Genomic DNA, 18,972 nt, shown 5'->3' with positions numbered 1-18,972 from the left:
CCGCGCGCGGAGGTCGAGGTGCTGTGGCGGGACCGCGCGTCACTTGCCGACTCCCGGCCCGCCGCCCCGGAAGGTCTCGCCGCGCGTGGAGCTCCAGCCCCACACGTGCGCGACGTGGCTGTGGTAGCGGCGGTAGGCGCGGTCGGCGTCCATCACGTGGATGACCGATCCGGTCCGCTGCGGCTGGATGATCACCGCGTCGTCGGAGTAGCGCAGGTAGACGCCCGAGGAGTCGGTGGTCTGGGCCTGCGGCCGCCACTTGGCGGTGATCTCGGCGGCGACGGTCCGCGGCGGCTTCGGGCTGGTGTAGGCCTCGTTGTCGTCGTCGCCGGCGATGTCGAGGTGCGCGGCGCGGGTGTAGTTCTGCTGGACGTAGCCGCGCGGCCCGCCGCCACCGGCGAAGATCATCACCAGTCCCACGATCAGGGCGATCACCACGGCCGCGCCCGCGATGACGAACCAGTACCTGGATTTCATCGATCAATCCGCCGTCGGGTAGATGAACACGTCGTAGCGGCCGAGCTTCTCGCCCGCGGTGGCCTCCCACGCGGCGCCGCCGTAGGACTCGAAGCCCAGCAGCGCGCCGTCGGAGGACTCGTAGTCGTGGTAGCGCACGGTGCCCTCGGCATCCAGGCCCGTGGTCGCCTCGCTCCGGAAGCTCGCCGAACCCGACTCACCCGAGCGGTAGGTGCGGCCCTCGTGCTCGAGGGTCGGGGCGCCCGGGGCCCCGACGCCGGTCACCGGAGTCCACATCGTCAGGACCAGGTCCGGGTCCTCCTCGACCCCCAGCCACACCTGGGCGCCCTTGGAGTCGTCGAGCAGGTGCTCCGACCAGCTCCAGCCGCCCTCGTCGAGGCGCAGGCTCCCGCGCACGGTGTAGGTCGTCGAGCGGATCTCCACGATGTCCCCGGCCTTGAGCCCGCGAGGATCGCCGCGCAGCGAGTCCTGGTCACCCGTCCCGAAGGGGTCCTGCGGCGCTGCAGCGCCCGACTCCCCCTGCCGCTCCGCGCCCCGTGCCCGCATCCCGAGCACCACGGCGACGACCGCGACCGCGATCAGCAGCAGCACCAGCACGACCAGCAACGCCGTCATCGCGCCCCCTCTCCACGTGATGTCGCGCTGAGGCTAACCGCAGCAGATCACCCGAGTGGCCCAAAAACTCCGAAACGTGACCAACAGAAAGCGTAGAGGGCCGCCCACCGGGTGGTGGGCGGCCCTCGTCCGGAGGTGGATCAGGCGGACAGCAGCTGGGCGCAGCGGATGAGACCCAGGTGCGAGTACGCCTGCGGGTGGTTGCCCAGCGAGCGCTCCGCGATCGGGTCGTACTCCTCGGACAGCAGGCCGGTCGGGCCCGCGGTGTCCACGATCTGCTGGAACAGCTCCTCCGCCTCGGTGCGGCGACCGGTGAGCAGGTACGCCTCGATCAGCCACGCCGCGCACAGGTGGAAACCACCCTCGTCACCGGGCAGGCCGTCGTCACGCCGGTAGCGGTAGACGGTCGAGCCGCTGCGCAGCTCCGCCTCGATGGCGGTGACCGTGGCGCGGAACCGCTCGTCGGCCGGGTCGATCAGACCCGACAGTCCGACGTAGAGCGACGCCGCGTCCAGGTCGGACCCCTCGTAGGCGGTGGTGAAGGCCTGCACGTCGGGGTGCCAGCCGTTCTTCACCACGTCCTCGGCGATCTGGTCGCGCAGCGAGAGCCAGCCGTCCTCGACGTCGCGGCCGTAGGCCTCGGCGATCTTGATGGCGCGGTCCAAGGTCACCCAGCACATCACCTTGGAGTAGACGTGGTGCCGCGGCGCGTCGCGCTCCTCCCAGATGCCGTGGTCGGGCTCGAACCAGCGCTTGCTGACCGCGTCGGCCATCGCCGTGACCAGTTCCCAGTCGTTGTCCCGGACCGTGCCGGTGGCCTGCGCGAGGTGTGCGATGAGCTCCACGACCGGACCGAACACGTCGAGCTGGACCTGCTGGTCGGCGAGGTTGCCGACGCGCACCGGACGCGAACCGGCGTAACCCGGCAGGCTGTCGATGACCGCCTCCGGGCCCAGGCCCGCTCCCTGCAGCGAGTACAGCGGGTGCAACCGCTCCGGACCGGGAACGGTCTCCAGCACCCGGTGCAGCCAGTCCAGGAACGCTTCCGCTTCGGCGTTCGAACCCAGCGTGACGAGCGCTTGGGCGGTCATCGCGCCGTCCCGCAGCCAGCAGTAGCGGTAGTCCCAGTTGCGGACGCCGCCGATCTCCTCGGGCAAGGAGGTGGTGGCGGCGGCCATGATCGCTCCGGTGTCGGAGTAGATGAGGCCGCGCAGCGTCAGCGCCGAACGGGCCACCAGGTCGCGCTCGACCTCCGGCAGCGACAGCTTCTCCATCCAGTCCGACCAGTACGCCTCGGCCTCGGCCCGGCGAGCGCCCTCGTCGGTGGGCGTGAGGTCTTCGGTGCCGCCGCGCATCTCCAGCACCACCGGCTCACCTTCGGTGAGCTCGATGACGGCCTTCGCCGACTGGTGCATGCCGTCGGAGGTGATCTCCCAGTTCACGCCGGGCGAGTAGAGCACCATCGGTTCGGAGGTGCCCTGCACGCGCAGACCCCCGGCCTCCGGGGTGATCCGCACCGGCACCTGCCCGAACTCGGGACGTGGCGCGAACTCCACCGAGACCGTGGTGCTGCCGCTGATGACGCGCACCAGGTCGGTGCGGTGGCTGTCGGTGCCGTGCGCGAGGTAGTCGCTCACCAGGAGCCGCGACCAGCGGGTTTCCACCGTCATGGTGTTCGGCACGTAGCGCTGGCCCAGCGGCAGCGGGCTGCGCTGACCGCTGTTGCCCACGGCGTGCGGGCGGATGCTGAAGTGACCGGCCGCGGGACCGCCGAGCAGGTCGGCGAACACCGCCGCCGAGTCCGGGCCGGGGTGGCACATCCAGGTGACCCGCGCGTCCGGCGTCAGCAGCGCGATGTTGCGCTCGTTGGACAGCATGGTCAGCCGCTCGATGGGCGGGGCCTGCTCGCCGTAGAGCCAGGTGCGCCGCTCCTCCATCAAGAACGCCAGCACGGTGGCCACGTCGGTGGTGCTGTTGATCCGGTGCGCGGCCAGCGATTCCCCGTCACCCACCTTGATGCCCAGGTCAGGCCCCTGCAGCCGGGCGAAGGCCTTCTCGTCGGTGACGTCGTCGCCGAGGAAGATCGCGGCGGTGGCGCCGACCTGGTGGCGCAGCGCGTCGAGCGCGTTGCCCTTGTCGGTCTGCACGACGGCCAGCTCGATGACGGCCTTGCCTTCGGTGACCTCCACCCCGTCCCACGTGGCCGGTCCGGTGCGGACGGCGTCAATGACGTCGTCGGCCACCTCCTGCTCGGCGCGGCGGACGTGCACGGCGACGCTGGCCGGCTTGGCCTCCAGCGTCACGCCCGTCTTGCCGCGCACGATGTCCTGCACGGCGACCTGCAGTTCGGTGCGCAGCTGGGTGGCTTCGGGTTCGAGGCCGTGCACGAAGCCGACGTCGAACTCCGAGCCGTGGCTGCCGACGAGGTGGACCTCGGCGGGCAGGCGGGACAGGGTCGCCAGGTCGCGCAGCGCGCGGCCGGAGATCACCGCCGTGGTGGTGGCGGGCAGCGCTGCGAGCGACCGCAGCGCGTGCACCGATTCGGGCAGAGGTTTGGCCTGGCTCGGATCGGCCACGATCGGTGCGAGCGTGCCGTCGTAGTCGCAGGCGACCAGAAGTCGAGGTGTCCGCGCGAGCTGCACGATCACGCGGCGCAGCTCCGCAGGCAGGGCTTCGGCGGTCAACGCCAACTCCTCAGGGGCGGGTCAAGTCTGGATGGATCGATCCGGTTCGCCGCGGCGATGACCGTGTGCTGGCGACCGGTTCTGCTCAGTATCTCCGACGTCGCCCGATCCGTGTTCTGGACCGGAGACCGTCAGCTCTCCACGGAGGGAGCGCCCAACGCCTCGAGGAACGACCGCGCCCAGCGGTCGACGTCGTGCGTGAGCACTTGCCTTCGCAGAGCGCGCATCCTACGGCGACCCTCCGCCTCGTCGATCTCCAGGGCGGCGAGCAGCGCGTCCTTCACCCCATCAAGGTTATGAGGATTCACCAAGAACGCACTAGTGAGCTCGGCGGCGGCCCCGGCGAACTCGCTGAGCACGAGTGCACCGCCCAGGTCGTGGCGGCAGGCGACGTACTCCTTGCACACCAGGTTCATCCCATCGCGCACCGGCGTGACCACCATGACGTCGGCCGCGGCGTACAAGGCGACGAGGTCCTTCTTGTCCACCGAGGTGTGCAGGTAGTGCACGGCCGGGTGACCGACCCGTCCGAACAGGCCGTTGATCCGGCCCACTTCGCGCTCGATGTCCTCGCGCATCTGCTTGTAGTGCTCGACGCGCTCCCGGCTCGGCGTCGCGACCTGGATCATCGTGACGTCCTCGGCCTTGATGTGGCCTTCGGACAGCAGCTCGTGCATGGCGTGCAGCCGCACGTCGATGCCCTTGGTGTAGTCCAGGCGGTCCACCCCGAGCATGATCTTGCGCGGGTTGCCGAGGTCCGCGCGCAGCTTCTTGACCCGCTGCTGGACCTCCTTGCTGCGCGCGAGCCGGTCCAGCTCGGTGGAGGCGATGGAGATCGGGAACGCGCCGACCCGCACCGTCCGGTCGCCGACCTGCACGACACCGGGCCGGTTGCGCACGCCGACCTGACCGCGGCTGGGTTCGAACCCGGCGAGCCTGCGGGCCAGCCAGAGGAAGTTCTGCGCGCCGCCGGGCCGGTGGAACCCGACCAGGTCCGCGCCGAGCAGACCGCGCACGATCTCGGTCCGCCACGGCAGCTGCATGAACAGCTCGACCGGCGGGAACGGGATGTGCAGGAAGAAGCCGATGCGCAGGTCGGGCCGGAGCTCGCGCAGCATCGCCGGGACCAGCTGCAGCTGGTAGTCCTGCACCCAGACGGTCGCGCCCTCGGCGCTGACCTCGGCGGCGGCCTCGGCGAACCGGCGGTTCACGCGCTGGTACGTGTACCACCAGGAGCGGTCGAACACCGGCGGCACGACCACGTCGTGGTAGAGCGGCCACAGCGTGGCGTTGGAGAAGCCCTCGTAGTACTCCGCGAACTCGTCCGCCGACAACCGGACCGGGTAGAGCTGCATCTCCTCGTCGTCGAAGGGATCGACGTCGACGTCGGCAACGCCCGGCCAGCCGACCCACGCGCCGCGGCGGGCGCGCAAGAACGGCTCCAGCGCGGAGACCAGCCCACCGGGGCTGTGCTTCCACCGCTCGGTGCCGTCCTCCAACCTCTCCAGGTCGACCGGAAGCCGGTTGGCGACCACGACGAAGTCCGCCCGGTTGCTGCTCCTGATGGGCCCGTCGCCCTTGCTCACCGGAAACCCTCCCGCCGTGTACCACGTGTTGTTGCGAGGCTACTCAACCGACCGCGTCGTCGCGTGCTTCGAGTGGACCAAACACACCTGCGTGTTGCGGTCCGGACGGGGCCCGGCGCCCCGCTGCGGTCACCGTCGCCGCAGGTCGGCGATCAGTCCAGCCGACGTCTGCTGGGGCGCAACGGCCCGGACAACCTCGGCCCGGAGATCCTGCGCTCCAGCCGGCCGAGCCGGCTGCGCACCGGCTGCGCCAGGTACTCACCGAGCACCACGCCCGCGCCGAGCGCGAGCCCGGTGGCCACCGCCAGCATCAGCGTCGCCACACCGGTCGGGCTGCTCAGCACCGACAGTTCGAACAGGCCTCGGTAGGTCGCCAGGCCCGGCAGCAGCGGAGCCACCGCGGAGACCGCGATGACCAGCGCCGGGATCCGCAGACGGCGGGCGACGATGCCGCCCGCGAAACCGACGACCGTGGTGGCCACGGCCCCGGCCAGCACCGGGTTCACCTCGACGCCGCCGGGCACGGTCAGCGTCGCGTGCACCCCGGCGGCCAGACCACCGCCGATGCCCGCGATCAGCAGCGGGCGCGGTGGCGCGTAACTGGCGAGCGCGAAGCACGCGGAGGTGGAGGCACCGGCGAGGATCTGAACCGACAGCAGCAGCGCGGGCGTGCTCACCTGCGCTCGCCCTAGCGATTGCGCGTCGAGCCCGGCGACGCTGTCGCCGCCGATGCGCAGTCCGATGTAGAGCGCGAACACCACGCCCGCGATCAGCCCGGCGGTCATCATCGCCAGCTCGGCGATCCGCCCCGCCGCGGTGACGTTGTAGCCGGTGATGGCGTCCTGCATGGAACCGACGACGGTCATCCCGGAGAGCAGGACGATGATGCTCGCGGCGATCGCCAGCGGCGGATCGTGCAGCATCCCGGCCGCGTAGGCGCCGAGCGCGAGGCTGGTGGCGATCGCGCCGCCGACCGCCTGCTGGAAGAAGAACGGCAGGGCCCGCCGGTTCAGCAGCCGCCCGATGCGGTCGACCAGCGCGGTCGTGCCTGCGGCCACCATGGGCAGGTACGGGTCCTCGCCGCCTCCGAGCAGCACGGCCAGCGAGGCGGCCATGCCCGCCCAGGCGAGCGTGGCGACCCAGCGCGGGAAGGGGTGCGGGGCGGTGGTGATCCGGTCCAGCTCGGCGTAGGCGTCGTTGGCGCTGATCTCGCCGCCGGTGATCCGCCGCAGCAGCTTCTCGACGTCGGCGAGGCGGGTGTAGTCGATGGAGCGGTTGCGCACCACGCGCAGCGAGGTGATCGGCGGCTGCTCGGTGCCGCGGTAGCAGGAGACGGTGATCGACGTGTAGATCACGTCGACCTCGCAGTGCGGCAAACCGTAGGCGCTGACCACGCCGATGATGGTCGCGGTGACGTCGGAGGCACCGGCGCCGCTGGCCATCTGCACCTCACCGATGCGCAGGCCGAGGTCCAGGACCAGGTGGACGGTTGATTCCTCGGGAAGCGAAGGCCCGTAGACGACGTTGCGAGAACCCGGGACGATCGTCTGCTCGGGGTCGCGCCGCCGCAGCACACCACGCGCGCGCTGCGTGATTCCCACCGCGGTCTTTCCTTCCTGCCGCACCCCGCGGACGGGGCGCCGCCGTGGCTGATCTTCCCCTCGGGCATCGCCTGTCATGAGCGGACCGTTGCACTCGGCATCTGTGGCTTCCATCACTGGTCGTGGGCGCACGCCGCGGCCGCTTCCCCAGGCGAGCGCGGCGACGCTTACGATGTTCGCGCACGCCACGTTCGTGCGTCGCCGCTGTAGCTCAGCCGGTAGAGCGCCCGCCTTGTAAGCGGATGGTCAGGGGTTCGAATCCCCTCAGCGGCTCCGAGCGTACCTGACCAGGACTTTTGAACGTCCAGGTACGCCTGTGCCTGTTCCGCCACAGCCATCCGGGTGAATTCTGGTCCCGAGACCAGCAAAAATGTAACGCCAGACCGACAACATGCGATTATGTTCGTCCTTTCGTTGCGCTGAAGATCGCGCGCGAAGGCGTGGCTGGACACCGGACTACCCCGACCTATACCGTCCGTGCGATGTCGATCGTGAATTCTGGTGGGGTTGCTGTGCGCATTGTCGTTGACGATCTGACAGGTCCGGAGATCGAGGCTTTCCTGCAGGGCCACATCAGCGAGATGCGCGCCGTGTCCCCACCGGGGAGCACCCACGCGCTGGAGCTGAAATCCCTGCGACGACCTGGGGTGACGTTCTGGTCCGCGCGCGAGGGGGGCGTCGTGCTCGGCTGCGGCGCGATCAAGGAAATCGATCTTGAGCACGCCGAGGTCAAATCAATGCGGACGGATCCCTCCCACAAGAATCGCGGAATCGCGTCGCAACTCCTGAACCACATCATCGCCGAATCGAAACTCATGGGCTACACCCGTCTGAGCCTCGAAACCGGCGCCTCCGACTTCTTCGAACCGGCCCGGCGGCTCTACCTCAAACACGGCTTCAGCTACTGCGAACCCTTCGCCGAATACCGGGAGGACCCGCACAGCCTCTTCATGACCCGCACCCTCTGACCGGCCCGCACCCCAGCGCTCTCACCCGACCGGCCTAGAAGCCCCCGGCCCCGGCGTGGGACTCGGCTCAGGATCACCGCACGTTCGAGGCGAGGCTGCTCACGCGGCAGACGCTGCTCCAGGTGCAGGACTCAGCCCGCACCGCCGCAGGTTCTGAGCGGCGTCGTGGCGAGCACACCGCGCGCCGCGTGGCACCGTGCACCAGAAGCGGCGCACGGAGGCGCTGAGCCGCCGCGACCCCCCTTCCGTGGGTCCCCGCTACCCACATCGCCACGGGGAGCACTCCGGCACAGGATCCACGGTGTTCCAGACGCGGTTGGTGCTCGTGCGGCGCATGATGGGTCCCGTGCGTGGCGAGGTGACGCTGACCGACCGGTTGTTCCGGGTGGCCATGTGGCTCAAGGGGCTGGACGCCGTGAGCCAGTTGCTCGGCGGCGTGCTGCTGATCTTCCTCCCACCGCGAGCGCTCACCCGGATCGCGCACGGCATCGTGACCCGCGACCTGCTCGGCCCGCCGGCCGGTCCGCTCGCCGGGCACTTCGAGGAGGCGGTGCAGCACTTCGTCGGCGGCGCCCGCGCCTTCGTGATCTGCTACCTGCTGATCCACGGCGTGATCAAGCTCGGCCTGGTCATCGCGCTGCTGCGGAGGGAGGTCCGCTGGTACCCGGTGGCCATCACCGCGCTGGGCCTGTTCGTGGTCTTCGAACTGCTGCGCGGCGTGCAGACGGGCTCGCTGGTGCTGCCGCTGCTGACGATCATGGACATCGTGATCATCGTGCTGGTGGTCAAGGAGTACCGCGAGATCCGCCGAGAACCCACCTGACGCACTGGAGTCCGCGCGCGATGAGATCCGCGTGCGCCGAATTCCGCTGGGAAGTACTGGGAACCGCCCTCTCGCACATTTCCCACCGAATGGCGAGTTGTGCTCAAGCAATGGACAGCTTCACTCGGTGGAGTGAAGGTCGATTTCGGTCCTCGCCCATCCGCGAACCGAAGGAGACCCACGTGTCGCTCGTCCGCACTCTCGCCGGACTCGCCGGTGCCGTGATCGCAGGCGGCCTGCTGGCGGTGCCCGCGCAGGCAGATACCGCTCCGCAGGACGTCCAGCCGTACATCATCGACGGCCGTGAGGTGGACAGCGCGCCGTGGGCGGCCCGGCTGTTCGTCGACGACCAGGAGACCTGCACCGCGTCGATCATCGCGCCGGAGTGGGTCCTCACCGCTGAGCACTGCGTGGCCGACGCCGCCGACGGCAACGGCCTGAGCTTCAACATCGGTGACGTCGACCAGACCAAGGGCGAGCACGCCAGCGCCATCCCCGGTGAGGTGCACGTCCACGACACCGCCGACATCGCGCTGGTCAAGATCGACCACGCGGTCCAGACCTCCTACGCGCCGTTGGGCGACCCCGGCGCGGTCAACGTCGGCGACACGGTCCAGACCTACGGCTGGGGCGCGACCTGCACCGACAAGCCCGAGATCGAGTGCCAGGCGCCCATCCTCAAGGTGGCGGACGTCAACGTGACCGCCGTCAACGGCGAGTGCACCGACTACCGCGGCGGCCAGGCCGTGTGCGCCTCGCGCGGCGACGGCATCCCGGCTGGCGGCGACTCCGGCGGCCCCATGTTCGCGGGTGACGTGCAGGTCGGCGTGGCCTCCACCAGCGACCGCGCGACCTCGACGGCCTACGTCAACATCACCGAGTACCGCGACTGGATCTCCGGCCTGGCCGGCGTCTGATCGACCACCCGGAGGGGCCCGGACGCAGGCGCGGGCCCCACACCGAGCGGGCGCACCCGCCGGGGAGTGACGACCCCGACAGGTGCGCCCGTTCGCTTGCCTTTTCGATCGGGTCCGAGCAGTATTCACGACACCGGAAGATTTCCTGTCGAACACCGATCAACCCCCGACAAGTTCGACGTTTCCGCAGGTCAGGTCGAGCCGAAAATTGTCCTGCAAATCCCCGGCGATGCGGGCTAGCACCGGCTCTGACGGCCAATCAACGTTTCTGTAGTGCTTCTCACGTGTAAAATCCTGAATCGCCTGGTAGATGCAGGAAGAAAGGCCTGAGAACCTGACGCGTTACGGATGTTCTGTTAAGTTGGCAAAACATGACCGGCGATAAACCGAGCCATAAACACGAAGATCGAAATGGCGGAAGCGGTTCAGCCGGACGGTTGGAGATCGACGCTCCGGTCGTCGCGGACGGCCCTGAGCTCTACCGGATCACTCGCGATTCGGCAGTGCTCGATGTGAACTCGTCCTACGCATATCTCCTGTGGTGTAGGGACTTCTCGCAGACCTCCGCGGTGGCGCGTGTCGACGGTGCGGTCGTGGGGTTCGTGACCGGGTTCATCCGGCCCGACGCCCCGGACACCCTCGTGGTGTGGCAGGTCGCCGTCGATGCCTCCCAGCGCGGTGGTGGCGTGGCGGGCAAGCTGCTGAACCACCTGGTGGACCGCGTGGTGGCGCGGGGCGTTCGCTTCCTGGAGACGACGATCACACCGGACAACACCGCATCGATCAAGCTTTTCAGCGCACTGGCGCGCGACCGAGCAGCAGAGATTCACAGCAGCGAATTGTTCACCGCTGACCTGTTCCCCGACTCCCATCTCGGGGAAGACCTGTACCGCATCGGGCCGTTCGACGCCGCCTGAGGCTGCCACCCCACCTTTGCTCGTCCTGAAGCGCCGGGCGCCAGTCGCGCCACGGCGGAACGGAGGATCCGTGAACGACATCTTCGCCAGCCTCGAATCCGAGGTCCGCAGCTACAGCAGAACCTGGCCGACCACGTTCGACCGCGCGGTCGGCAGCTACCTCTACGACGAGGACGGCACCGGGTACCTGGACTTCTTCGCCGGGGCAGGTGCGCTCAACTACGGGCACAACAACCCGCTGCTGAAGCAGAAGCTGCTGGACTACATCGCCCGCGACGGCGTGACCCACGGTCTCGACCAGGCCACCTTGGCCAAGGCCGAGTTCCTCGAGACCTTCAACGCCAACGTGCTGCAGCCGCGTGGACTGAACTACAAGGTCCAGTTCCCCGGCCCGACGGGCACCAACTCGGTCGAGTCGGCGCTGAAGCTGGCCCGGAAGATCACCGGCCGCGAGTCGATCATCAGCTTCACCAACGCCTTCCACGGCATGACGCTGGGCTCGCTGTCGGTCACCGGCAACTCGATGAAGCGCGGCGGCGCCGGCATCCCGCTGGTGCACGCCACGCCGATGCCCTACGACGACTACTTCGACGGCCAGGTGCCCGACTTCCTGTACTTCGAGCGGATGCTCGAGGACAGCGGCTCGGGCCTGAACGAGCCGGCGGCGGTCATCGTGGAGACGCTGCAGGGTGAGGGCGGCATCAACTCCTCCCGCCCGGAGTGGCTGCGCGGCCTCTCCGAGCTGTGCCAGAAGCACGGCATGCTCCTCATCGTCGACGACGTGCAGATGGGCTGCGGCCGGACCGGTCCGTTCTTCTCCTTCGAGGAGGCCGGCATCCAGCCCGACATCGTCTGCCTGTCGAAGTCCATCGGCGGCTACGGCATGCCGCTGGCCGTGACGCTCATCAAACCGGAGCACGACGTGTGGGAGCCGGGTGAGCACAACGGCACCTTCCGCGGCAACAACCCCGCGTTCGTGACCGCGAGCGAGGCCTTCCGCCAGTACTGGGCCGACGACTCGCTGGAGAAGTCGACCATCGCCAAGGGCGAGCGGGTCGGCCAGGTCCTCGACGAGATCGTCGCCGAGCACGGCGGGGCGATGGCCAAGGGCCGCGGCCTGGCCCGTGGCCTGGGCTTCGAGGACACCAACGTGGCAGGCAAGATCTCCAAGGCCGCCTTCGACCGGAAGCTCATCCTGGAGACCTCCGGTCCGTCGAGCGAGGTCGTCAAGATCATGCCGCCGCTGACCGTCTCCGACGAGGAGCTCGAGAAGGGCCTGGACATCATCCGCGACTCCGTGCGCGCGGTCTTGGCCTGATTTGACGGAACCCCCGCGGGTCGGGAGGGTGAGAAGGGGCCGTGGTGAACGGCTCTCACCCCCCGACCCCGCACGTCGTGCGCCCCGCCGCGCCCGAGTGGCGCGGCCTCGCGCGATGCACCAACCGAAGACCTACTGGAGGAAAAACGTGATCGTCCGGCACCTCTCGGAGATCGAGGACACCGAAGCCGACATCAAGACGGAGAACTGGCGCAGCAAGCGCATCTGCCTGGCCAAGGACAAGCTCGGCTTCTCGGTCCACGAGACCACGCTGTACGCCGGCACGGTGAACGACTTCTGGTACGCCAACCACATCGAAGCCGTGTTCATCACCGAAGGCGAGGGCGAGGTCGAGGACAAGGCGACCGGTGAGGTCCACAAGCTCGCGCCGGGTTCGATCTACGTGCTGAACAACTCGGACAAGCACCAGGTCCGTCCGAAGACGACCATGAAGACCGTGTGCGTGTTCAACCCGCCGGTCACGGGTCGAGAGGTGCACGACGAGAACGGGGTCTACCCGCTCATCGTCGAGGACGACGAAGAAGTCGCCAGCTAGAGTTAGGTGACGCGCGCGGCGGGTACCCGGTATCAGGGCACCCGCCGCGTTGTCTGCACCACCAGGGATTTCCCCGCGCGTGGACGTGGGGGACGCGGGCACTGGACGTGTGCCGCTTCTCAACGAGGAACCGAGAAATGGCGGGCGGTGCCAACCAGGCATCGACCCGCTCCGGCGGGAATTCGCGAAGGAGGCGCATCCCATGACCGTCGCTGATCTGAGCACCACGGACCGCTACCCGACGCGTGGCTCCGATTCGGCGTTGATCGATCGGACGGATCCGACCGTGTGGCCTGGTGTTTCCACCGGCCCGGCGACGCGCGAGGAGCTCGCCGCTCACGACGCCAAGGGCTTCCACGTGGTCGAGGGGCTGCTGTCCCCGGCGGAGGTGCAGACCTACTGGCAGGAGCTGGAGCGGCTGACGCGCGACGAGGACGTCCGCAACGACGAGCGCACCATCGTCGAGCGTACGTCCGACGAGGTCCGCTCCATCTTCGAGGTGCACCGGATCAGCCCCCTGATCGGTGAGCTGGCCCGCGATCCGCGGGTGCTCGACCGCGCCCGGCAGATCCTCGGCTCGGACGTCTACGTCCACCAGAGCCGGATCAACTACATGCCCGGGTACCGGGGCACCGGCTTCTACTGGCACTCGGACTTCGAGACCTGGCACGCCGAGGACGGCATGCCGGCCATGCGCGCGGTGAGCATCTCCATCGCGCTGACCGACAACTACCCGTTCAACGGCGGCCTGATGATCATGCCAGGTGCGCACCGCACCTTCGTCTCGTGCGCCGGCGAGACGCCCGAGGACAACTACAAGTCCTCTCTGAAGAGCCAGGAAGTGGGCGTTCCGTCCGAGGACGACATCACCAAGCTCGCCTACGAGCACGGGATCGAGCAGTTCACGGGCCCGGCGGGCTCGGCGCTGTGGTTCGACTCCAACTGCATGCACGGGTCGGGCAACAACATCACGCCCTACCCGCGGTCGAACATCTTCATCGTGTTCAACAGCGTCGAGAACGCCCTGGTCGAGCCCTACGCGGCCAAGTCGCCGCGGCCGAGCCACATCGCCTCGAGGGACTTCACCCCCTTGACGCGGTGATCGGATCAGCGCAGAACGCCCGGGCGGTTCGAGCCGCCCGGGCGTTCTCGTCCCAGCACCAGGACCGTCCGACGTGACCGGTCACCCGGGACGCCGCTGCCCTCACCGCACGGGGTGTGCTGCGAGGACCGCGCCGACCTGCGCCGCCACCTCCGGCTCGAGCAGCGGGTAGCGGCCGCCCGCCACGAAGCGCTCGGAGAGTTCGAAGGTGATGACCTCGCCCTCCGCCAGGAGGTTCGCCGTGCCCTGCGGGTTCGTGGCGACGTTGTCCGGGTGCGTGATGGTGATGTCGGAGTGCGTGGCCGCGAAGTACGGGCTGGCGAACTGGCTGAAGGAGTCGCCGACCAGGCGCACCGGTGCGGTGATCATGCCGGGCTTGGGCGGCGAGGTCAGCCGCAGCGGTTCGTGGAAGTCGCTGGGCTTGAACCGCGTGCCGTCCTCCCCCCCGTCGGGCGCGAGCGCGTAGGCCTGGATCTGGACCTCGCGGTCCTGCCCCAGCAGGTCCGGGATGTCCGCGCTGTGCGGGTACTGCCGCGACGGCCGCATCTCCCAGGTTCCGGTGATGCCCGGCGACAGCCGTTCGGCGAGCTGGTAGACCATCGTCGCGCCGCCCTCGTGGGTCCAGTGCGTGTCGATGTCGTGGTAGACCGGGTGCCCGATGCGCTCCGCCGTGCGCCGCAGCGGTCCGCGCAGGTCGATCGCACCGGTGGCCTTCGGGACCTCGCGCCAGAACTCCTCGCGCGCCGCCACCGAGCAGTCCTCGCCAGGGTAGTCCTCCGGCAGGTGCTCCGGGTGCACGGTCGACTTGTCCGGGGCGATGACCAGCTGGAACGTCCGCCCAGACGACTCGACCACCTTCCGCCAGGCGCGCAACCCGGCGATGACCTCGTCGGTCGTGCGGGTCGGCACGCAGCGGTAGGACACGTCGTGGCCGAGGTACAGCCACCCGTCGCGGCCCTCGATGACCGGCGGGAACACGCTCTCGTCGATCGGCGGCTTGGCGTCCCGCTGTCCCGCTCCCACCGGCGAGCCGTGCGAACCGCCGGCCAGCGGCGCCGGTTCGCCGAACACTCCCCTGCTGATCCCGCTGACCGCCTGCACCGCGGCCTTGCGGAACGGGAGGTGGTCGGTGGCCCAGCCGCTCAGCCCGGTGAAGAACCCGAAATCCGCCGTGACGCTGGGGAGTTCGGCCAGCGGCCGGTTCTCCAGCTGCTCCGGGCGCGCGCCGAACAACCAGCTGCTCACCGGAGCGCTGAAGAACGCCAGCGCGCAGATCAACGCCAACAGCTGGCGACGGCCGTGGCGAGGCCGGTGCAACGGGTGTTCCCGCGGCAACCACGCCTCGTGCACCGGCGGCAGCTCAGGTGACCTCACGTCGCTCACGTCCTCCTAGAACTGGTAGTACAGGAACGGGCTGAACGTGCCGGTGGCGACCAGCAGGCCGGAGTAGCCCAGGCCCGCCGTCAGCACCGCGGCGCGCAGGGCGTAGGCCTCGCGGGTGCGGACCGACTCCAGGAACGGGCCGGTCCCCGATCCCGCCGGAAGCAGCACCACGACCAGCGCGACCAGCAGGAAGAAGGTGCGCTGGTGGGTCACCGACGCGGCGACGACGTCGGTCAGCCCGGCCAGGTCCGGCACCAGCATGTGCCCCAGCATCCCCAGCGCGCTGCCGAGGTCCGGCGCGCGGAAGAACACCCAGCCGACCACCACCAGCAGCATCGTCAGCGCCCGACGGCCGAGCCGGGTCCGCCAGTCCGCCGGCGACACCGACCAGCCGAAGCGGCGTTCCAGGACCAGCAGCGCACCGTGGAAGAGCCCCCACACCAGGTAGGTCCACGCGGCACCGTGCCAAAACCCGGTCAGCACGAAGATGATCGTCAGGTTCCGGTAGGTCGTCGCCGTCCCGGCCCGGTTCCCGCCGAGCGGGATGTAGACGTAGTCGCGGAACCAGCGCGACAGCGACATGTGCCAGCGCCGCCAGAACTCGGTGATCGTCACCGACGAGTAGGGCCGCGCGAAGTTCTCCGGCAGCCGGAAACCCAGCATCCGCCCCACACCGATGGCCATGTCCGAGTAGCCGGAGAAGTCGAAGTACAGCTGCGCGGTGTAGCCGATCGCGCCCAGCCAGGCGATCGCGAACGTCATCTCGTGCGCGGGGGTCGCGAAGCACGCGTCGACCATCGGGGCCACCGTGTCGGCGATGACGACCTTCTTCGTCAGGCCCCAGGCGAAGCGCGGGAACCCGGCCGCGATGTCGTCGAGGCGGTGCGTGCGGCGCTGCGGCAGCTGGTCGGCGATCTCCCGGTAGCGCACGATCGGCCCCGCCACCAGCTGCGGGAACATCGCGATGTAGGTGACGAACGAGACCGGGTCGCGCAGCGCCGGGCGTTCGCCCCGGTAGATGTCCACCACGTACGAGATGTGGTGGAAGGTGTAGAAGGAGATCCCGATCGGCAGCGCCAGCTGCAGCACCGGGTAGTCGCCGCCGAACCAGCGCGCCAGCACGGCCAGCTGCTCGGTGGCGAAACCCGCGTACTTCCAGACCAGCAGGACCGCCAGGTCGAACGCGATCACGCCCACCAGCAGCCACTTCCGGCGTTCCCGCTGGCCCGGCCACTCGTGGCCCGGTTCCAGGCGAGGACCTGCCAGGAAGTTCACCGCGATGCACGCGAGCAGCAGCACCGTCGTGCCGCCCGCGCCGCTGGCGTAGAAGACGAGGCTCGCGATCGCGACGACGAGGTTGCGCCCGCTGCGGGGTGCCACCAGGACGACCGCGAGCACGGCCGGCAGGAAGTACCACAGGAACAGCGGTGAAGCGAACGACATCGACGGGCCTCGGTTGCGGGAGGCCCACGCCTCCTCGGTTCAGGTTGCCGGAGGAGGAGCCTAGCCGAGGTCAGCGCGCCACAGGCCCCGAACGGGCCCGGCTCTCAGGTACTGCGCCGCGAGAACCCGCGGAACGGGCCGGAGCACAGCGGTGCCCCGGCCCGAGGTCGGCGGGTGGGTGAGGTTCCCGAACCCGTCAGCGGATCCGGCGGCGCCGGGCGACCTCGGCGAGCACGACACCGGCCGCGACCGAGGCGTTGAGCGACTCGACGTCGGTGGCCATCGGGATCGACACCGTCTGGTCGCACGTGTCGCGCACCAGCCGTGACAGGCCCCGGCCCTCCGATCCGACGACGACCACCAGCGGGCCGGTGGCCAGCTCAAGCTCGTCGGAGGTGATGTCGGAGTCGGCGTCCAGGCCGACGACCATCAGTCCGGCTTCCTTGTAGTCCTTCAGCGTGCGCGTCAGGTTGACGGCCTTGGCGACCGGCAGCTTCGCCGCCGTGCCCGCGCTGGTCCGCCACGTCACCGCCGTGATCCCCGCACTGCGCCGCTGCGGAACGACCACGCCGTGCGCGCCGAACGCGGCCGCCGAGCGGATCACCGCGCCCAGGTTGCGCGGATCGGTGACGCCGTCCAGCGCCACGATCAGCGGTGGCAGGCCCGTGTCCTGCGCGGCCCGGAGCACCTCGTCGGGGTGCGCGTAGTCGAACGGCGGTACTTGCAGGGCCAAGCCCTGGTGCACCGCGCCGCTGGTCATGCGGTCGAGCTCGACGCGCGGCACGTCGACCACCGGGATGCCGCGGTTCTCGGCCTCGCGGACCGCCTCGCCGACCCGGTCGTCGACGTCGATGCCCTGCGCGACGTACATGCCGGTGGCCGGAACACCTGCGCGGACGCACTCGACCACCGGGTTGCGACCGGCGACGAGCTCAGGCGCGTTCTCGGCCGCGGCCTGGCGCTTGGCGCGCTGCTGCTCGGCCTTGGCACGTTGCTCGGCGCGCTTCTTCGCCGGGTGCGAGACGCGGTCCTCCGCCTTCGGCGTGGGCCCCTTGCCCTTGAGACCGCGGCGCCGCTGCCCGCCGGACCCGACGACCATGCCCTTCTTGTTGGTCTTGCGCACGCCTCCGCGACGCTTGTCGTTGCCGGCCACGAGTTACCCGTCTTTCAATGTCCACGTCGGACCGTCGGGGGTGTCCTCGACGGCGATCCCGCCTTCCTGCAGGCGGTCCCGCAGCAGGTCGGCGGTGGCGAAGTCGCGCTCCGCACGCGCCTTCTGGCGCTGTTCGAGCACCAGGCGCACGGCCTCGCCGAGCGCCTCGTGCACAGCGTTGCCGCTGCCCTCGGCCCACTGCGACGACAGCGGGTCCAGGCCCAGCACGCCGGTCATCGCGCGCACCGACGCGGCGGCGGCGCGGGCCGCCTCGTCGTCACCGCGGTCCAGCGCGGCGTTGCCCTCGCGGACCGCCGCGTGCACGGCGGCGGTGGCCTGCGGGGTACCCAGGTCGTCGTCGAGCGCCTCGGCGAACTCGGCGGAAACCGCACCCGGCTCGACCGAACCGGTGCGGTCGGCGACCTTGCGGACGAAGTTCTCGATGCGGCCGTAGGCGGCGGCCGCTTCCTTCAACCCCGCCTCGGAGAACTCGAGCGTGGACCGGTAGTGCGGGGTGACCAGGTAGTAGCGCAGCTCGACGGCACGCGCGCGCTCCAGCACCGACGGGATGGACAGCACGTTGCCGAGCGACTTCGACATCTTCTCGCCGCTCATGGTGACCCACGCGTTGTGCATCCAGTACTGGGCGAACCCGTCACCTGCCGCGTTGGACTGCGCCAGCTCGTTCTCGTGGTGCGGGAACACCAGGTCCAGGCCGCCGCCGTGGATGTCGAACTCGCCGCCCAGGTAGAAGGTCGCCATCGCCGAGCACTCCAGGTGCCAGCCCGGCCTGCCGTGGCCCCACGGCGTCGGCCAGCTCGGTTCGCCCGGCTTCGCGGCCTTCCAGAGGGTGAAGTCGCGCGGGTCGCGCTTGCCGGAGGCCAGCGACTCGCCCTGCTGCACCTCGTCGAGGCGCTGCCCGGACAGCCGTCCGTACTCCTCGCCGTAGGAGGCGACGTCGAAGTAGACGTCACCACCGGAGGCGTAGGCGTGCCCTTTGTCGATGAGGCGCTGGACGAGGTCGATCATCTGCGTGACGTGCCCGGTCGCGCGCGGCAGCGCCGACGGCGGCAGGCAGCCGAGCCGGTCGTAGGCCGACTCGAAGGCGCGCTCGTGCGTGGCCGCCCACTCCCACCACGGCCGGCCCGCTTCGGCCGCCTTGGTGAGGATCTTGTCGTCGATGTCGGTGACGTTGCGCACCAAGAGCACGTCGTAGCCCTTGTGCAGCAGCCAGCGACGCAGCACGTCGAAGTTCAGCCCGCTGCGGACGTGGCCAACGTGCGGAACACCCTGGACGGTGGCACCACAGACATAGATCGACGCCACTCCGTCGCAGCGCGGGTGGAACTCGCGCGTCGTGCGGGTCGCTGTGTCATGCAGGTGCAGGCTCACGCCCCTGATGGTACGGGGAAGCACTTCAGGGCAATCA

Annotated in this window: 16 protein-coding genes and 1 tRNA gene; 8 read left to right on the top strand and 9 right to left on the bottom strand. The window is 69.6% G+C overall.

Annotation, left to right across the window (positions count from 1 at the left end):
* Positions 1-39 precede the first annotated feature (39 nt).
* From EIL87_RS10860 to EIL87_RS10840, 5 genes are all read right to left on the bottom strand, one after another.
* On the bottom strand, positions 40-477 hold the full coding sequence (locus EIL87_RS10860; protein ID WP_125090105.1) for a DUF4247 domain-containing protein: 438 nt from the start codon (positions 475-477) through the stop codon (positions 40-42).
* A gap of 3 nt (positions 478-480) precedes the next feature.
* On the bottom strand, positions 481-1,092 hold the full coding sequence (locus EIL87_RS10855; protein ID WP_125090104.1) for a DUF4178 domain-containing protein: 612 nt from the start codon (positions 1,090-1,092) through the stop codon (positions 481-483).
* Positions 1,093-1,232: 140 nt separating this feature from the next.
* Positions 1,233-3,776, bottom strand: coding sequence for a trehalose-phosphatase (gene otsB / locus EIL87_RS10850; protein WP_125090103.1), 2,544 nt, complete (start codon positions 3,774-3,776; stop codon positions 1,233-1,235).
* A 131-nt stretch (positions 3,777-3,907) separates the two neighbouring features.
* Positions 3,908-5,362 (bottom strand): alpha,alpha-trehalose-phosphate synthase (UDP-forming), encoded by a 1,455-nt coding sequence (locus tag EIL87_RS10845; RefSeq protein ID WP_199740360.1) that lies wholly within the window; start codon positions 5,360-5,362, stop codon positions 3,908-3,910.
* A gap of 152 nt (positions 5,363-5,514) precedes the next feature.
* Complete coding sequence (locus tag EIL87_RS10840) at positions 5,515-6,963, bottom strand: threonine/serine exporter family protein (protein WP_125090102.1); 1,449 nt, start codon at positions 6,961-6,963, stop codon at positions 5,515-5,517.
* Positions 6,964-7,163: 200 nt separating this feature from the next.
* On the opposite strand from EIL87_RS10840, the gene EIL87_RS10835 reads away from it, so the two are divergent.
* The 8 genes from EIL87_RS10835 (at position 7,164) to thpD (ending at position 13,564) form a co-directional block, all read left to right on the top strand.
* Positions 7,164-7,236, top strand: a tRNA-Thr gene (locus EIL87_RS10835).
* A 209-nt stretch (positions 7,237-7,445) separates the two neighbouring features.
* Positions 7,446-7,931 carry a GNAT family N-acetyltransferase gene (locus EIL87_RS10830; RefSeq protein WP_199740359.1) on the top strand — a complete coding sequence of 162 codons (486 nt, stop codon included), beginning with the start codon at positions 7,446-7,448 and terminating at the stop codon, positions 7,929-7,931.
* A gap of 301 nt (positions 7,932-8,232) precedes the next feature.
* The gene (locus EIL87_RS10825) at positions 8,233-8,754 is read left to right on the top strand and encodes a DUF2127 domain-containing protein (RefSeq protein ID WP_233576173.1); all 522 of its coding nucleotides are present in this window, start codon (positions 8,233-8,235) and stop codon (positions 8,752-8,754) included.
* A gap of 182 nt (positions 8,755-8,936) precedes the next feature.
* Entirely contained in the window at positions 8,937-9,671 is a 735-nt protein-coding gene (locus EIL87_RS10820) for a S1 family peptidase (RefSeq protein ID WP_125090101.1), read from the top strand.
* A 437-nt stretch (positions 9,672-10,108) separates the two neighbouring features.
* A complete protein-coding gene (gene ectA, locus EIL87_RS10815) occupies positions 10,109-10,588 on the top strand; it encodes a diaminobutyrate acetyltransferase (RefSeq protein ID WP_233576178.1) in 480 nt (159 codons plus the stop codon).
* A 70-nt stretch (positions 10,589-10,658) separates the two neighbouring features.
* Positions 10,659-11,906 (top strand): diaminobutyrate--2-oxoglutarate transaminase, encoded by a 1,248-nt coding sequence (gene ectB, locus EIL87_RS10810; RefSeq protein ID WP_125090099.1) that lies wholly within the window; start codon positions 10,659-10,661, stop codon positions 11,904-11,906.
* 148 nt (positions 11,907-12,054) lie between these two features.
* Positions 12,055-12,462, top strand: coding sequence for an ectoine synthase (locus EIL87_RS10805; RefSeq protein WP_125090098.1), 408 nt, complete (start codon positions 12,055-12,057; stop codon positions 12,460-12,462).
* A gap of 202 nt (positions 12,463-12,664) precedes the next feature.
* Positions 12,665-13,564: an ectoine hydroxylase gene (gene thpD, locus EIL87_RS10800; protein ID WP_125090097.1), complete on the top strand. Its 900-nt coding sequence runs from the start codon at positions 12,665-12,667 to the stop codon at positions 13,562-13,564.
* Positions 13,565-13,666: 102 nt separating this feature from the next.
* Here thpD and EIL87_RS10795 read toward each other — a convergent pair whose 3' ends face one another.
* The 4 genes from EIL87_RS10795 to cysS all read right to left on the bottom strand — a co-directional run bounded on the left by EIL87_RS10795 (position 13,667) and on the right by cysS (position 18,935).
* Positions 13,667-14,947: an alginate O-acetyltransferase AlgX-related protein gene (locus tag EIL87_RS10795; protein ID WP_199740358.1), complete on the bottom strand. Its 1,281-nt coding sequence runs from the start codon at positions 14,945-14,947 to the stop codon at positions 13,667-13,669.
* Between the two features lie 6 nt (positions 14,948-14,953).
* A complete protein-coding gene (locus EIL87_RS10790) occupies positions 14,954-16,390 on the bottom strand; it encodes an MBOAT family O-acyltransferase (RefSeq protein ID WP_125090096.1) in 1,437 nt (478 codons plus the stop codon).
* 196 nt (positions 16,391-16,586) lie between these two features.
* Positions 16,587-17,543 (bottom strand): 23S rRNA (guanosine(2251)-2'-O)-methyltransferase RlmB, encoded by a 957-nt coding sequence (gene rlmB / locus EIL87_RS10785; protein ID WP_125090095.1) that lies wholly within the window; start codon positions 17,541-17,543, stop codon positions 16,587-16,589.
* Positions 17,544-17,546: 3 nt separating this feature from the next.
* Positions 17,547-18,935 (bottom strand): cysteine--tRNA ligase, encoded by a 1,389-nt coding sequence (cysS, locus tag EIL87_RS10780; protein ID WP_125090094.1) that lies wholly within the window; start codon positions 18,933-18,935, stop codon positions 17,547-17,549.
* Positions 18,936-18,972: the final 37 nt, after the last annotated feature.

This window comes from Saccharopolyspora rhizosphaerae (assembly GCF_003931915.1).
Taxonomy (GTDB): Bacteria; Actinomycetota; Actinomycetes; order Mycobacteriales; family Pseudonocardiaceae; genus Saccharopolyspora; species Saccharopolyspora rhizosphaerae.
The sequence above is the reverse complement of the archived record's forward strand: the minus strand, read 5'-3'. Positions and strand labels throughout refer to the sequence as shown.

Bases quoted from the DNA above. Each gene is read 5' to 3' on its own strand.
- EIL87_RS10830 (WP_199740359.1), top strand. From the start codon at position 7,446: ATGTCGATCGTGAATTCTGGTGGGGTTGCTGTGCGCATTGTCGTTGAC.
- EIL87_RS10790 (WP_125090096.1), bottom strand. From the start codon at position 16,390: ATGTCGTTCGCTTCACCGCTGTTCCTGTGGTACTTCCTGCCGGCCGTG.
- thpD (WP_125090097.1), top strand. From the start codon at position 12,665: ATGACCGTCGCTGATCTGAGCACCACGGACCGCTACCCGACGCGTGGC.
- EIL87_RS10855 (WP_125090104.1), bottom strand. From the start codon at position 1,092: ATGACGGCGTTGCTGGTCGTGCTGGTGCTGCTGCTGATCGCGGTCGCG.
- EIL87_RS10860 (WP_125090105.1), bottom strand. From the start codon at position 477: ATGAAATCCAGGTACTGGTTCGTCATCGCGGGCGCGGCCGTGGTGATC.